Consider the following 14,879-nt stretch of genomic DNA (forward strand, 5'->3'; position numbering starts at 1 on the left):
TTATTGCCAGCCGTAGCGGCGGACAAACCAGCCTTTTACCAACTGCGTTGTTATCATATAACCGGTCAGAATCACAATCAGCCATGGGAAATAGCTGAGCGGCAGAGCCTGCAACTGTAGGAAACCAGCCAGCGGAGAGAAGGTTAAACCGATACCCACCACGACCACTGCCAGCGTCATTAAACACAGAGGCCATGAAGCGCGACTTTGAATAAACGGAATCTTTTTGGTGCGAATCATGTGCACAATCAGCGTTTGGGACAGCAAACCTTCTACAAACCAACCGGACTGGAATAAAGTCTGCATTTCTGGCGTGTTGGCCTTAAATACCCACCACATCAGAGAAAAAGTCAGCACGTCGAATATCGAACTTATCGGGCCAAAGAACACCATAAAACGCCCCAAATCGCCGGCGTTCCAGCGTTGTGGTTTGGTCAACTGATCTTCATCGACGTTATCAAATGGAATCGCAATTTGCGAAATATCATACATCAGGTTTTGCACCAGCAGATGCAGCGGCAACATCGGTAGGAAAGGTAAAAAGGCGCTGGCAATCAGCACGCTGAATACGTTACCGAAGTTGGAACTGGCAGTCATTTTGATGTATTTCAGCATATTGGCAAAGGTGCGGCGGCCTTCAATGACCCCTTGCTCCAATACCATCAGACTTTTTTCCAACAGGATAATATCCGCCGCTTCTTTGGCGATATCTACCGCAGAATCCACGGAAATTCCTATGTCAGCCGCCCGTAAAGCTGGCGCATCATTGATACCATCGCCCATAAAGCCAACGACATGACCTGCATTACGGAGAATTTGCACGATACGTTCTTTGTGTAGTGGTGTCAGCTTGGCAAATACCGTAGTAGCGTGGGCGGCGGCGGTCAGTTCCTCGTCGCTCATTTGCTCAATATCGCTACCAAGCAGTACTTGAACGACGGAAAGCCCGACTTCTTTACAGACTTTTCGCGCAACCAGCTCGTTATCACCGGTAAGAATTTTGACGGTCACGCCGTTTTGTTTCAGCGCCCGCAGAGCGGGTTCAGTGCTTTCTTTCGGTGGATCGAGGAAGGCAATGTAACCCTCCAGAATCAGGTCGGACTCATCGGCTACGCCATAGTCCAGATGATTCGCCGGTAAGATTTTATTGGCCACGGCGACAACTCGCAGCCCCTGTTGATTTAACTCATCGGTAATGCGGCGAATACGAGTCAGCAGCATTTCGGTCAAAGGAATAACTTCATTGCCCTGACGAACATGGCTACAGATGGTGAGCATTTCTTCCAGCGCACCTTTGCAAATCAGTTCGTGATAATCGGCTTGAATGGCCACTACCACCGACATGCGGCGGCGTTCAAAATCAAAGGGAATTTCGTCTACTTTACGGTAATCGAGCAGCGCTTTGGTGGAGGCAGATTCCGCCATTGCGCTAAGAACCGCGACATCCAGTAGGTTTTTCAGACCGGTCTGGTGATAGCTATTCAGCCAAGCATAATGCAGCACACGTTCGCTGTTGGCGCCAAAGACGTCGGTATGGCTTTCCAGTACGATTTTATCCTGCGTTAGCGTACCGGTTTTATCGGTACACAAAATATCCATCGCGCCAAAGTTTTGAATCGCATCCAAACGTTTCACAATGACCTTTTGCTGCGACAATTTCACCGCACCTCTAGCCAGAGTGGACGTCACGATCATCGGCAGCATTTCCGGCGTTAAACCGACGGCTACCGAAAGGGCAAAGAGTGCCGCCTCCCACCAATCGCCTTTGGTGAAGCCATTGATCAGTAAAACAATAGGCGTCATCACCAGCATAAAACGAATTAGCAGCCAACTGACTTTACTGATGCCGCTTTGAAAGGCATTTGGCTGCTCATCCTGATGAGTGACACGTTCGGCCAACTGACCGAAATAAGTCTGATTACCGGTGCCGATAACGATAGCCAGCGCCGATCCGCTGACCACATTGGTTCCCATAAAGCACAGGGTATCTCGTTCTAATGGGTTAGATTCATCGGGATAACGGCTGGTAGCGATTTTTTCTACCGGCAAGGATTCGCCTGTCAGCGCAGCCTGGCTGATAAAAAGATCTTTGGCGAGCAAAATACGCAGATCCGCCGGGATCATATCTCCTGCTGAGAGTTTGATGATATCGCCGGTAACCAATTGGGAAATAGGGATTTCCCGATGCTCGCTTTTCCCGGTATGGGCATCGCTGCGAATCACCGTAGCGGTATTGCTAACCATGGCTTTCAAGGCGTCGGCGGCCTGATTGGAGCGGGCTTCCTGAATAAAATGCATCAGAGTGGAAATCAGCACCATAGCGCCGATGACCAACGCGGCGGTCAGATCTTCGGTTGCGTAGGAAATCAGCGCTAGCAGCGTTAACAGCAGATTAAAAGGATTGCGATAACAGTGCCACAGATGTAACCACCAAGGCACAGCTTGCTGATTTTCAATGGTATTATCGCCAAGGCGTTGGCGAATGGCGTTGGCTTCCGGCTCTGTCAGCCCCTCCGGATGACTGCTAAAACGGTCATAGAGCTGCTGCGGCGTTTCATTGGCACAGTGCAGGCGTTGCTGCGCCAGTTCTGCGGGAAGTTCTTTGGCCACACCTTTTTGCGGCAAGCCGTCCAGCATCGCTTCGCGGCGGATAAGGCGGCGTGGCAGACTGCGGCTCAATGCGTTAAGCATTTGCCGGGCGAGGTTTTTCACTTTCATTATGCTGAACCTGATTACATCCACGACAAAACTGCCGTGGTAATGGCAAAAATATTGCTAAGCAGGAACGAGCGAATCTATGACACGTTACTGCCTACCAGATTGTTTCTGGTAAGGCAGCAGCGAAAACGGAGCATCACCTTACCAGAGCCACCCGTAGGGGGCCGATTGGGGAACGGGGTCCACTGGGTAATTAACCTCCGGTAAGACAAAAGATAGGGTAGGCGCTAGGCGACATCCACCCGGTGACAAAAACCTTTACAGAATCACTCCGCGTAAAGGTAGGAAATCTGTGTATCTAACGGCATGATACCTTTCACTTTTTGATCCATAGCGCCGTTGGCTATTTTTACTTAACCCATCGATTTAATGGGCTAAGCTTTCAGGGATTCCCGCTATTGGGGCCTGAGTGTGGCTCAAAATTTATTGGGTATATCATGAGTCATACTTTTGATTATAGGCGGGATAACCTTTCTATTATCAGGGTAAAGATAAATAATTAGTCCAGTTTATACTTTTTAACCTAAACCTTAGGTAAACCATGCAAAACCGTCTGACGATCAAAGATATTGCCCGTATGAGCGGCGTGGGGAAATCCACGGTATCGCGTGTATTGAATAATGAAGGCAGCGTTAGCCCGCAAACCCGTGAGCGGGTGGAGGCGGTTATCCGTCAACAAGGGTTTACGCCATCTAAATCAGCGCGGGCAATGCGCGGTCAGAGCGATAAAGTGGTAGGGATTATTGTTTCGCGTCTGGATTCTGCTTCTGAGAATCAGGCGGTACGAACCATGTTGCCGCTATTTTATCAGCAGGGCTATGATCCTATCTTGATGGAAAGCCAGTTTGATGCAGAGCTGGTTACGGAGCACCTGAATATTTTGCGCCAGCGTAACGTTGACGGTGTGATTGTATTTGGTTTTACCGGCTTGACCGCTGAAATGCTTGCGCCGTGGCAGGATAAAATGGTGGTGCTAGCACGTGAATATCCCGGTTTTTCTTCGGTTTGTTATGACGATGATGGTGCGGTGACGTTATTGATGGACAAACTGCGCAAAGCCGGTCACCAGCACATTAGCTATATCGGCGTACAACCCTCTGATGCCACCACCGGTATGCGTCGCCATCAATCCTATTTGAACTACTGCCAGCGCCATGGATTGACCCCAACGGTGACGTTAGGTGAGCTCAGCTATCAAAGTGGTTTTCAGCAGGCAGCTCAGGTGATCAAACCCGACACGTCTGCGCTGGTTTGTGCTTCGGATACCATCGCTTTAGGCGTCAGTAAGTACCTGCAACAGCAGGGGAAACAGCATATTCAGGTGTGCGGAATCGGTAACGCGCCTTTGCTTAACTTCCTGTTTCCTAACTCATTTTCTGTTGAATTAGGTTATGGTAGTGCGGGCGTTCAAGCGGCTCAGCAACTGCTCGGACAGTTAAATAATGGCCTCGCTATTCAGCAGATCATCATCCCCGGGAAACTGATCTGATCGATCCAATTGATGCTTTTTTTGCTGGTTAAGTAAGCAAAAAAAGCCGTTAAATTGTGATCTTCGGCACAGCTTGGGAACGTTCCCATTTCATAAAAACAAATCAGTAGCTAATCTTTAATGAGCCACTAATTTAATTATTCGCGTGTTTATTTCAGTCAATGCGCGGGATCCCACCTTATGAAAGGTACGTTGAAATGAGCAAAGTAAAGCAACAAGACATCGATCAACTGATCGTATTGGTGGGAGGCAGGGAGAATATTGCCACTGTCAGCCACTGTATTACCCGGCTGCGTTTTGTCTTAAACAATCCGGCCAAGGCCGATCCAAAAGCTATTGAAAACTTGCGGATGGTCAAAGGCTGCTTTACCAACGCCGGTCAATTTCAAGTGGTTATCGGGCCAGATGTTGATGATTACTACAAGGCTCTGATTGCCACCATTGGTCATGCCGAAGCCGATAAAGAGCAAACCAAGTTGGCGGCGCGGCAGAACATGACCTGGTTTGAACGCGGTATTTCCCATTTCGCCGAGATCTTCTTCCCGTTGTTACCGGCGCTGATTTCAGGCGGGTTGATCCTCGGTTTCCGCAATGTGATCGGCGATATTCCTATGTCCGACGGAATGACGCTGGCGCAGGCGCATCCGGCGTGGAAAACCATCTACGATTTCCTGTGGCTGTTGGGCGAGGCGATTTTCTTCTATCTGCCGGTGGCGATTTGCTGGTCTACAGTGAAAAAAATGGGCGGTACGCCGGTATTGGGTATCGTACTGGGGATTACGCTGGTTTCGCCGCAGTTGATGAACTCCTACATGCTGGGACAGCAACTGCCGGAGGTATGGAACTTTGGTTGGTTCACCATTGAGAAAGTGGGCTATCAGGCACAGGTTATTCCCTCCATTTTGGCAGGGCTAGCCTTAGGTTGGATTGAAGTCAATCTGAAGAAAATCATTCCTGCTTACCTGTATCTGGTTATTGTTCCGGTTGTTTCTCTGTTATTGGCCGTATTCCTGGCGCATACGTTGATTGGGCCGTTTGGCCGTATGATTGGCGATGGCGTGGCTTGGGGAGTGAAAGCGGTAATGACCGGCAGCTTTGCGCCGATTGGCGCGGCTCTGTTTGGTTTCCTGTACGCGCCGTTGGTGATTACCGGGGTGCATCAAACGACCTTGGCGATTGATATGCAAATGGTTCAAAGCATGGGCGGCACGCCGGTGTGGCCATTAATCGCTTTATCCAATATCGCGCAGGCTTCCGCAGTACTGGGCATTATCATTATTAGCCGCAAAGTTAACGAACGCGAAATTTCGGTTCCAGCGGCGATTTCGGCCTATCTGGGCGTTACCGAGCCGGCTATGTATGGGATTAACCTGAAATATCGCTTCCCAATGCTGTGTGCCATGGTGGGTTCCGGTATCGCTGGTCTAATTTGCGGTTTAAGTGGCGTTATGGCGAACGGTATTGGCGTCGGCGGTTTGCCGGGAATTTTGTCCATACAGCCGAAGTTCTGGGCGATTTATTCGTTGGCGATGCTGGTGGCGATTATTGTGCCATTGTTCCTGACTATTCTGGTTTATAAACGCAAAGACAGCCGTGGGGAATTACCGGTCTGATATGCGTCGAGCCCCGTACCGATTACGGGGCAATTTTTTAAATGAATAAGAGTTCACGCTATGAATAATCCCATTCCCTGGTGGCAAAACGGTGTCATCTATCAGATCTACCCAAAAAGCTTTCAGGATACTACCGGTAACGGTTACGGTGACTTAGCCGGTGTAACTAGCCGTTTGGACTATCTGCAAAAATTGGGCGTCGATGCTATTTGGCTGACGCCGGTCTATCTCTCTCCGCAGGTTGATAACGGTTACGACGTGGCTGATTATTGTGCCATCGATCCGGCTTACGGCACGTTGGAAGACTTTAAAACCTTGGTTGAAGCCGCTCATCAGCGCGGTATTCGTATCGTAATGGATATGGTGTTCAACCATACTTCAACTGAACATGCCTGGTTCCAGGCGGCAAAAGATCCGGCCAGCCCGTACCGTCAATTTTATCTCTGGCGCGACGGTGAAGGGGATCAGCTACCTAATAATTGGCGCTCAAAATTCGGCGGTAATGCCTGGCAGTGGCATGCGGAAAGCGGCCAATATTATTTGCATCTGTTTGCCACCGAGCAGGCGGATTTAAACTGGGAGCACCAGCCGGTACGGGATGAGCTGAAAAAAGTCTGCGAGTTCTGGGCCGATTTAGGCGTCGATGGTCTGCGTTTAGATGTGATCAATTTGGTATCCAAACAGCAGGACTTCCCCAACGATTTTGATGGGGACGGTCGCCGCTTCTATACCGATGGCCCGCGCATTCACGAGTTCCTGCAAGAGATGAGTCGCGATGTCTTCCAGCCTCGCGGTTTAATGACCGTGGGTGAAATGTCGTCCACTCGTTTAGAGCATTGCCAGCGTTATGCGGCGTTAAACGGTGGCGAGCTGTCGATGACTTTCAATTTCCATCATCTGAAAGTGGATTATCTGAACGGTGAAAAATGGTCGCTGGCCGAGCCGGATCTGGTTGAACTAAAAAGTATTTTCTCCACTTGGCAGCAGGGTATGCATAACCAGGCGTGGAACGCGCTGTTCTGGTGTAACCACGATCAGCCGCGCATTGTTTCCCGGTTTGGTGATGAAGGACCGCTGCGCGTCCCTGCCGCCAAGATGTTGGGAATGGTATTGCACGGTATGCAGGGGACTCCCTATATTTATCAAGGGGAAGAGATAGGCATGACTAACCCTGGCTTCACTTCGATTGAGCAGTATCGCGATGTTGAAAGCCTGAATATGTTTGCTGAACTGAGTGAGTCCGGGCGTCAGGCCGATGAGTTATTGGCGATTTTAGCCACTAAGTCACGAGATAATGGCCGCACGCCAATGCAGTGGGATAACAGTGCTAACGCCGGTTTTAGCCAGGCTACGCCGTGGATCTCGCCGTGCAACAACTATCCAGAAGTTAACGTTAGCGCAGCGCTGGCGGATGAAAACTCAGTGTTTTACGCCTATCAGCGCCTGATTGCCTTGCGCAAACAGCAGGATATTTTCACCTACGGTGATTATCAGGATCTTTGCCCAGAACATCCTAGCCTGTGGTGTTATTTACGCAGTTGGCAGGATAAACGTTTGCTGGTGGTAGCGAATCTTAGCAATAAGCCGATGGGATGGCAGCCAGAAAATCTGGAGTTAGGCGGTTGGTCATTGCTGATGAGCAGTTACGACGATGCCCCAGTTCATCCAGAGGCGATGGAACTTCGACCTTATGAGGGTATTTACTGGATTAAAAAGTAACGCCCCGGTTTGGATTATAGCGCTACTTTTTCCATAAACTACTTTATTCATAAACTGTTTTATTTATGCAATGTATTGATTTATATATACATTATAACTATGGCCGCAATTAAGGGCAGGATGCTCTCTTTATGAAGGAATTAGCAAATCAGGGAGGATGAACAGACAGGGATGTTATGACGGGAGTGTCTGATGTGACGCTAAGCTATCACGGCTGACGTGAGTCAGCCGTGATCGGCACGCCGTCGGGATTAGCGACGAACGGCGATAGCTTCGATCTCGATTTTTACGTCTTTTGGCAAGCGAGCGACTTCAACGCAAGAACGTGCTGGGAATGGCGCGTTATGTTCAGCAAAGAAGGCTTCATAAGTCGCGTTGACCGTGCTGAAATCGTTTAAGTCTTTCACGAATACCGTAGTTTTGACGATATCTGCAACTTTCAGGCCTGCTGCTTCGACAATGGCTTTCACGTTTTCGAGGGATTGACGTGCCTGAGCTGAAACGTCTTCGGCAACTGCGCCGGTTTTTGGGTCAACCGGGATTTGGCCGGAAGTGATGATCATGCTGCCCAGATCGACACCTTGAACATAAGGACCAATCGCTGCGGGGGCAAGCTCAGTGCTGATAATACGTGACATGTTGACTCCTGGTTTACGTAAAGCGGAAAGGGATACTCTGTAATCACCGCTATTATAGGGCGGAGGGGAATTACGGCAACCTAAGGAAATAAAATGATTGCGGTAGTTCACAGTGTCCGCCGCTGAGTAAGTCGCGGCGGAGACAGCGAGTCTTCCCGGATTAATCGGCCTGCATCACCACCTGATGGTCGAACTCTTTCTCACAGTATTTGCACTTCAGCAACACTTCATCTCGCAGAGCTTTTACCTGGAAACTGGAATCGACCGGTTCGTTACGGCTAATGCAGTTACCGTTCGGGCAGGTCAGCACGCCGTCAATACGATCTGGCAGGCTAAGGGTCAGCTTCTTCACCACATTGTAATTATCGATGCGGTTAACCGTGGCGTGTGGCGCATACATTGCCAGTTGGTTTGCCTGTTGCTCGGTCAGGAAAGTGTTCTCGATCTTGATCAGATCTTTGCGGCCGAGTTGATTGGACGGCAGGTTCAGGCCAATGGTAATACGCTGATCGGTCGCGGTCAGTTTGAACAGAGACAGTAGCTTAAAGCCGATTTGTGCTGGAATATGGTCAATGACCGTGCCACATTTGATCGCTTCTACCTGTAGTTTGTAATCCTGAGTCATACCTTTCCCCTTAAAGAGCCAATTCAGCGTTTAAAACCAGAGCCAACAGCGCCTGACGCGCAAAAATTCCGTTACCGGCCTGCTGGAAATAGTAGGCATACGGCGTTTTATCTACATCGGTAGTGATTTCATCAATACGCGGCAGCGGGTGGAGAACTTTCAGATGATCGCGCGCGTCGGCCAGATCGGCCGCCCGCAGCACAAACTGCGCCTTCACGTTGGCATATTCGGATGGGTCCAGACGCTCTTTTTGCACCCGGGTCATATACAGAATATCCAGTTCTGGAACCACTTCTTCGATGCTGGCATGCAGGCTGTATTGAATGCCTTTTTCTTCCAGCATTTTCAAAATGTAAGTGGGCATCGCCAACGCATCTGGGGCGATAAAGAAGAAGCGGTTACCGTTAAATTTCGCCAGCGCCTGCGTTAGTGAATGCACGGTGCGGCCATATTTCAGATCGCCGACCATCGCGATATTAATATTATCCAGACGCCCCTGAGTTTCCTGAATGGTAAACAGATCCAGCAGGGTTTGGGTTGGGTGCTGGTTAGCACCATCACCGGCGTTCAGTACCGGTACATTGCCGGAGAATTCTGCGCCCAAACGTGCGGCACCTTCCTGAGGATGGCGCATCACAATGGCATCAACGTAGGTGCTGATAACGGAGAGGGTATCTGCCAGCGTTTCCCCTTTCTTGCCTAACGAAGTATTGCTGCTATCGGAAAAACCCACGACGGAGGCACCCAGGCGGTGGATGGCGGTTTCAAAGGACAGACGAGTGCGCGTGGAGGCTTCGAAGAAACAGCTGGCGATCACTTTATGCTTTAACAATTCAGGCTGCGGATGGCTTTTCAGGCTGGCGGCGGTGCGAAGTACCAGTTCCAGTTCTTCGCGGCTGAGATCGTTAATTGAAATAATGTGTTTTTGATACAACGGATTGGCCATGTTTCGCTCTCCTCTGTGCTAGCCCGTGGCATGGGGCTGCCCCTGGTGTGTCTTTAGCGTGAATGTAAAATCAGAGTAAATATAAAATCAGCGTGAATATAAAATCCTGAATCTATTTGCCTGGCATTCGACATCGCCGTCCGTTTGGCGGGCAAAAAAAAGCCCCTCAACGAGGGGCCTGATAAGATCGGTTTGGCAACGGCAGAAACCACGGCAGCTGACCGCCAATTGGCAGACGATTTTGTCGATTTTCAATCTGATGATATTCAACAAAACGCTCGCTGTTTTTCATGGATTCTCCCGGCAAATTGTGGCGAATTATACTCGTGCCTGCGTTCTCTGCAAGGGGTAAACCGTGCATTTTTTGCAATTAGCAAACGATTACCCAGCGGGTTTTATTACGCAGCGGTTTTGCGACGGCGGTTAAGCGGGAGGAAGAGAGTGACCAGGGCCGAGGATAAATTAATCAGGGCGAAGATATCTCGAAGAGTAAAAAACATTCAGAAGTGAGTAAAATCAGGCGGTGAAACCGAAGGCTCCAGCCGATGACGCCAGCAAAGAGCCAAATACTCTTTTAACCAAAGGCTGATATCGCGCATAAATAGCCGATATCAATCTTCATCGAAGCCGGAATTAAACAGTTCGATCACTGCGGCCAACGCAGACACTTCGTCTGGCCCGGTGGCTTCCACCTCAATCTGGCGGCCTTTGGCAGAATCCAGCATCAGCAGCGCAATCACGCTGCTGGCTTCGGCTTCTGTCCCGCTGTCATTGCGTAGCATGACCTCTGCGTCAAAACTTTGCACCAGTTCGAACAATTTCATCGCCGGTCTGGCGTGCATGCCCAGCTTGTTTTTGATCTCAACGGTCTGTTTGACGGTCATTATTTACGTTTTTCCAGCGTACGATGACGAGACTGAACGTTTTTGCCACGGGAGCGGAAATAGTCGGCAAGCTGTTCAGCAACATAAACTGAACGGTGTTTACCACCGGTGCAGCCAATAGCGACCGTTAGATAGCTGCGGTTATTGGTTTCCAGCATCGGCAGCCACTGCTCGAGATAGCTGCGGGTTTGATAGATAAAATTGTGCACTTCCGTATGGCGATCGAGGAAGGCGGCAACGGGGCGATCCAAACCGGTCATCGGGCGCAGTTTTGGATCCCAGTGCGGGTTAGGCAGGAAACGAACGTCGAAAACATAGTCTGCATCAATAGGTAAGCCGTGTTTGAAGCCGAATGACTCAAATACTATCGTCAATTCACGCTCACGTTTCCCGAGTAGGCGAGTACGTAGCATTTCGGCCAGTTCATGCACCGACATTTCCGAGGTATCGATAATCAGATCGGCGCGCGAGCGCAGTGGCTCCAGCAGGGCGCTTTCTTCATCGATAGCGCTTTCCAACGACAGATTCTTATTGGAGAGAGGATGCAGGCGGCGAGTATCGCTGTAGCGGCGAATCAAGGTATTGCGATCGGCATCCAAAAACAGCAGCTGCGGTGAGAACGTGTCCGGCAACTGAGCCATGGCATGTTCGAATACCTCCGGAGATTCCGGCATATTGCGGACATCAATACTTACCGCAGCGGAGATGTTCAGGTCAGCGAGCGTTTGCGCCAGCTGTGGCAATAGCACAACGGGCAAGTTGTCGACGCAATAAAAGCCCATATCTTCAAGGGCACGTAAGGCAACAGACTTCCCTGAACCGGAACGGCCGCTGACAATCATCAGCACCATGTGGCAACTCCCCTAGGTATCTCAATGGCGTTATGCGCCACAATTAGAAACTTTTATTCCGGCTTACAGGCCGGAATCCATCACTGGTAAAATAAGAGCGTTACGGCAGAAAAGCTAGCTTTATCATTGAGTTTCAGCCGGAACTTCTGTAATGATTTGATACAGCTCATCATCACTTTGTGCCGCTCGTAAACGTCGACACACTGTTTTATCTGCTAATCGTTTAGCGACTAAAGATAAAGTATGTAGGTGGGTTTTACATTGATCGGCTGGAACCAGCAAGGCAAATAACAGGTCAACCGGCTGATTATCAATAGCATCAAAAGCGATAGGTTGATCCAGACGAATGAAAACGCCGACGGCACGCAGCGTGTCTTCCTCTAACTTGCCGTGAGGAATGGCGATGCCATTACCAATACCGGTACTGCCCATACGTTCGCGGGTTAGCACAGCGTCGAAAACGACCTGTGACGGCAAGTTAAGCTGCTTGGCAGCAAGCTCGCTGATGATTTCCAGTGCCCGTTTTTTACTCGAGCAGTGAACGGAGCTTTTGGTGCACTCGATATTTAATACCGAGTCTAATTGCATGGCTAAATCGTTGGTCATCTCATCTTTCACTTAAGCGCTGTTTCACTCCTGATGTCGGCGGCTGGTCAATCCATGTCGCCGACTCAGGTAATGTAGCGCGACTGGCTACAGTGAGTGAAGAACCTTTCCCTTTAGACTATATATCCGTTATTTTTCAAACTACTTGGTGTTGGCTGCTATCATTCACCCAATCACTTAGTGATGTAAGTTTATGAGTTTCTTTGGTTTGCGGCCTTCCTGTATCCTGAAATCTGTATGGCATATAAGTCTGGCGGTCATCATGTTCTTAATGTTGCTTTAATTTATCTTTATGTTTGTTTAATTGACGGGCTAATTTATCGATCAGACCGTCAATGGCCGCATACATATCCTGGTGTTCCGAGGTTGCATGCAACTCTCCTCCATTCACATGGACTGTCGCTTCCGCTATTTGTTGCACTTTCTCCAAGCTTAAAACCACATAGACCTGATTAATACGATCGAAGTATTGCTCAAGTTTGGCAAATTTCGTGGTAACAAATTCGCGTAAAGGTTCGGTTATCTCGACGTGATGTCCGGTAATGTTGAGCTGCATAGTGTCTTCCTTCTCTGTTCGGGTCAAACCAACTGTTTACGTTGATTGGACGGCGGGATGGATAACGACTCTCGGTATTTCGCAACGGTTCGCCGCGCCACCATAATGCCTTGCTCGCAAAGCAGGGTGGTTAGCTTGCTGTCGCTCAGTGGTTTGGCAGGGTTTTCTGCCGCCACCAACTTCTTCACCAATGCCCGGATCGCCGTAGAAGAGGCTTCGCCTCCGCTTTCGGTATTCACATGGCTGGAGAAAAAATACTTTAGCTCGAAAATACCCCGTGGGCTGTGCAGGAACTTCTGCGTAGTCACGCGGGAAATCGTCGATTCATGCATATCCACGGCCTGCGCGATATCCGCCAGTACCATGGGTTTCATATGTTCTTCACCGTTTTCAAAGAACTCAATCTGCTGTTCGACAATACAACGCGCTACTTTAAGCAGCGTTTCGTTGCGGCTTTCCAGGCTTTTAATCAGCCATTTTGCCTCTTGCAGATTACTGCGAATAAACTGACCGTCGCTGTCATTACGCGCGCTGCCACCCATGGCGGCATACTGCTGATTGATTTTCAGGCGCGGAATGCTGTCCGCGTTCAGTTCTACCGTCCAACCGCTGCGTTCTTTGCGTACCAGAACGTCAGGAATCACATACTCGGACTCACCGGTATTGATCGACTGGCCGGGGCGCGGATCCAAAGACTGAATCAGCGCGATCGCTTCTTTAAGTGTATCTTCTTTTAAGCGACTTAAGCGGATCATCGTGCGGAAATCATGGTTACCTAACAAATCCAGATAATCGCTGACGATCAACTTGGCTTCGTTCAGATAAGGCGTCTCTTTTGCATACTGAGAGAGCTGAACCAACAGACATTCCCGTAGATTGCGCGCCGCTACGCCAATAGGATCAAAATGCTGGATGCGCTTTAGCACCGCTTCCACTTCTTCTAGCGTCAGGCTTTCATCACCCATGCTTTCCAGAATATCTTCCAGCGGCACGGTGAGATAGCCAGTGTTATCCACCGCATCGACGATGGAGGTCGCGATGGCGCTATCGGTATCGGAAAACGGCGTCAGTTCCACCTGCCACATCAGGTAATCTTGCAGAGACTGGGTCGTTTCACCCTGATAAACCGGCAGTTCATCGTCGCTGTAATCATTACCCATACCTGAAGGCGTACCGGCGGTATAAATTTCATCCCAAGTCGCGTCTAACGGCAGTTCTTCCGGCATATCCTTTTGTTCAAGGGCTTCGCGGGTATCCAGATCGTCCCGCTCCTCAACCTCTTTGGCGTCGACTTCTTCGTGGACATCCGTTTGCTCAAGCAGCGGGTTGCTTTCCAGCGCCAACTGAATCTCCTGCTGAAGCTCAAGCGTAGAGAGCTGCAACAAACGGATAGCCTGTTGGAGTTGGGGGGTCATGGCCAGCTGTTGGCTGAACCTGAGTTGCAAACCTTGCTTCATAGGATTACGGCGATTTCCCTTAGTGAATCACGAACCAAAAAAACAAACATCAAAGGCGGAATTCTTCGCCTAAATAGACGCGCTTAACCTGCTCATCCGCCAGAATTTCTTGCGGCGTGCCGTGGGCGATTAAGTGCCCCTGGCTGACGATATAGGCTCGTTCACAAACGTCCAGCGTTTCCCGCACGTTATGGTCGGTAATCAGTACGCCAAGGCCACTGTCACGCAGATGCTCGATAATCTTCTTGATATCAATCACGGAAATAGGATCGACGCCGGCAAAAGGCTCATCCAGCAGGATGAATTTTGGATTAGCTGCCAGCGCGCGGGCGATTTCCACACGGCGACGTTCACCACCGGAAAGAGATTGCCCTAGGCTGTCGCGCAGATGGGTGATATGAAATTCTTCCATCAGCTCTTCAGCACGCTCTTTACGTTGTTCGCCGGACAAGTCGTTGCGAATTTCCAGCACGGCCATCAGGTTGTTATAGACGCTCAGGCGGCGGAAGATAGAGGCCTCCTGCGGCAGATAGCCAATCCCGCGACGAGCGCGTTCATGCAACGGCAGCAGACTGATATCTTCTTCATCAATCACGATACGCCCGGCGTCCCGTTGAACGATACCGACAACCATATAGAAAGTGGTGGTTTTACCGGCACCGTTTGGGCCCAGCAGGCCAACGATCTCACCGGAATTCACTTTCAGGCTAACGTCTTCGACCACTTTACGGCCTTTGTAAGCCTTAGCCAGCTTTTCTGCGATTAATGTTGCCATAA

14 protein-coding genes are annotated in these 14,879 nt (G+C 49.9%); 3 read left to right on the top strand and 11 right to left on the bottom strand.

Annotated elements, in window-relative coordinates:
* On the bottom strand, positions 1 to 2,718 hold the full coding sequence (mgtA, locus tag DBA33_RS04270) for a magnesium-translocating P-type ATPase (protein ID WP_120805663.1): 2,718 nt from the start codon (positions 2,716 to 2,718) through the stop codon (positions 1 to 3).
* Positions 2,719 to 3,259: 541 nt separating this feature from the next.
* Here mgtA and treR point away from each other — a divergent pair.
* From treR to treC, 3 genes are all read left to right on the top strand, one after another.
* Positions 3,260 to 4,207 carry a trehalose operon repressor TreR gene (gene treR / locus DBA33_RS04275; protein ID WP_064515381.1) on the top strand — a complete coding sequence of 316 codons (948 nt, stop codon included), beginning with the start codon at positions 3,260 to 3,262 and terminating at the stop codon, positions 4,205 to 4,207.
* A 197-nt stretch (positions 4,208 to 4,404) separates the two neighbouring features.
* Positions 4,405 to 5,820: a PTS trehalose transporter subunit IIBC gene (gene treB / locus DBA33_RS04280; protein WP_120805665.1), complete on the top strand. Its 1,416-nt coding sequence runs from the start codon at positions 4,405 to 4,407 to the stop codon at positions 5,818 to 5,820.
* A 60-nt stretch (positions 5,821 to 5,880) separates the two neighbouring features.
* Positions 5,881 to 7,539, top strand: a complete 1,659-nt coding sequence (gene treC, locus DBA33_RS04285) for an alpha,alpha-phosphotrehalase (protein ID WP_064515377.1) — start codon at positions 5,881 to 5,883, stop codon at positions 7,537 to 7,539.
* Positions 7,540 to 7,790: 251 nt separating this feature from the next.
* Here the strand turns inward: treC and ridA are convergent, their stop codons facing one another.
* The 10 genes from ridA to lptB form a co-directional block, all read right to left on the bottom strand.
* Positions 7,791 to 8,177, bottom strand: a complete 387-nt coding sequence (ridA, locus tag DBA33_RS04290; RefSeq protein ID WP_064515374.1) for a 2-iminobutanoate/2-iminopropanoate deaminase — start codon at positions 8,175 to 8,177, stop codon at positions 7,791 to 7,793.
* A 160-nt stretch (positions 8,178 to 8,337) separates the two neighbouring features.
* Positions 8,338 to 8,802 (bottom strand): aspartate carbamoyltransferase regulatory subunit, encoded by a 465-nt coding sequence (gene pyrI / locus DBA33_RS04295; RefSeq protein ID WP_049597915.1) that lies wholly within the window; start codon positions 8,800 to 8,802, stop codon positions 8,338 to 8,340.
* Between the two features lie 10 nt (positions 8,803 to 8,812).
* A complete protein-coding gene (gene pyrB / locus DBA33_RS04300; protein ID WP_064515372.1) occupies positions 8,813 to 9,748 on the bottom strand; it encodes an aspartate carbamoyltransferase in 936 nt (311 codons plus the stop codon).
* A 166-nt stretch (positions 9,749 to 9,914) separates the two neighbouring features.
* Positions 9,915 to 10,040 (bottom strand): hypothetical protein, encoded by a 126-nt coding sequence (locus DBA33_RS21150; RefSeq protein WP_268806850.1) that lies wholly within the window; start codon positions 10,038 to 10,040, stop codon positions 9,915 to 9,917.
* Positions 10,041 to 10,359: 319 nt separating this feature from the next.
* Positions 10,360 to 10,632 carry a PTS phosphocarrier protein NPr gene (npr, locus tag DBA33_RS04305; protein WP_064515370.1) on the bottom strand — a complete coding sequence of 91 codons (273 nt, stop codon included), beginning with the start codon at positions 10,630 to 10,632 and terminating at the stop codon, positions 10,360 to 10,362.
* A complete protein-coding gene (gene rapZ / locus DBA33_RS04310) occupies positions 10,632 to 11,483 on the bottom strand; it encodes an RNase adapter RapZ (RefSeq protein WP_064515368.1) in 852 nt (283 codons plus the stop codon). The genes npr and rapZ overlap by 1 nt, the downstream gene beginning before the upstream one ends.
* A 123-nt stretch (positions 11,484 to 11,606) precedes the next feature.
* Positions 11,607 to 12,089 carry a PTS IIA-like nitrogen regulatory protein PtsN gene (gene ptsN, locus DBA33_RS04315; RefSeq protein ID WP_049597907.1) on the bottom strand — a complete coding sequence of 161 codons (483 nt, stop codon included), beginning with the start codon at positions 12,087 to 12,089 and terminating at the stop codon, positions 11,607 to 11,609.
* A 268-nt stretch (positions 12,090 to 12,357) separates the two neighbouring features.
* Positions 12,358 to 12,645: a ribosome hibernation promoting factor gene (hpf, locus tag DBA33_RS04320; protein WP_004722398.1), complete on the bottom strand. Its 288-nt coding sequence runs from the start codon at positions 12,643 to 12,645 to the stop codon at positions 12,358 to 12,360.
* 23 nt (positions 12,646 to 12,668) lie between these two features.
* Positions 12,669 to 14,102: an RNA polymerase factor sigma-54 gene (rpoN, locus tag DBA33_RS04325; RefSeq protein WP_064515366.1), complete on the bottom strand. Its 1,434-nt coding sequence runs from the start codon at positions 14,100 to 14,102 to the stop codon at positions 12,669 to 12,671.
* A gap of 49 nt (positions 14,103 to 14,151) precedes the next feature.
* Complete coding sequence (gene lptB, locus DBA33_RS04330) at positions 14,152 to 14,877, bottom strand: LPS export ABC transporter ATP-binding protein (RefSeq protein ID WP_064515364.1); 726 nt, start codon at positions 14,875 to 14,877, stop codon at positions 14,152 to 14,154.
* Positions 14,878 to 14,879 lie beyond the last annotated feature (2 nt).

This window comes from Yersinia sp. IP36721, assembly GCF_003634395.1.
GTDB lineage: Bacteria > Pseudomonadota > Gammaproteobacteria > Enterobacterales > Enterobacteriaceae > Yersinia > Yersinia entomophaga.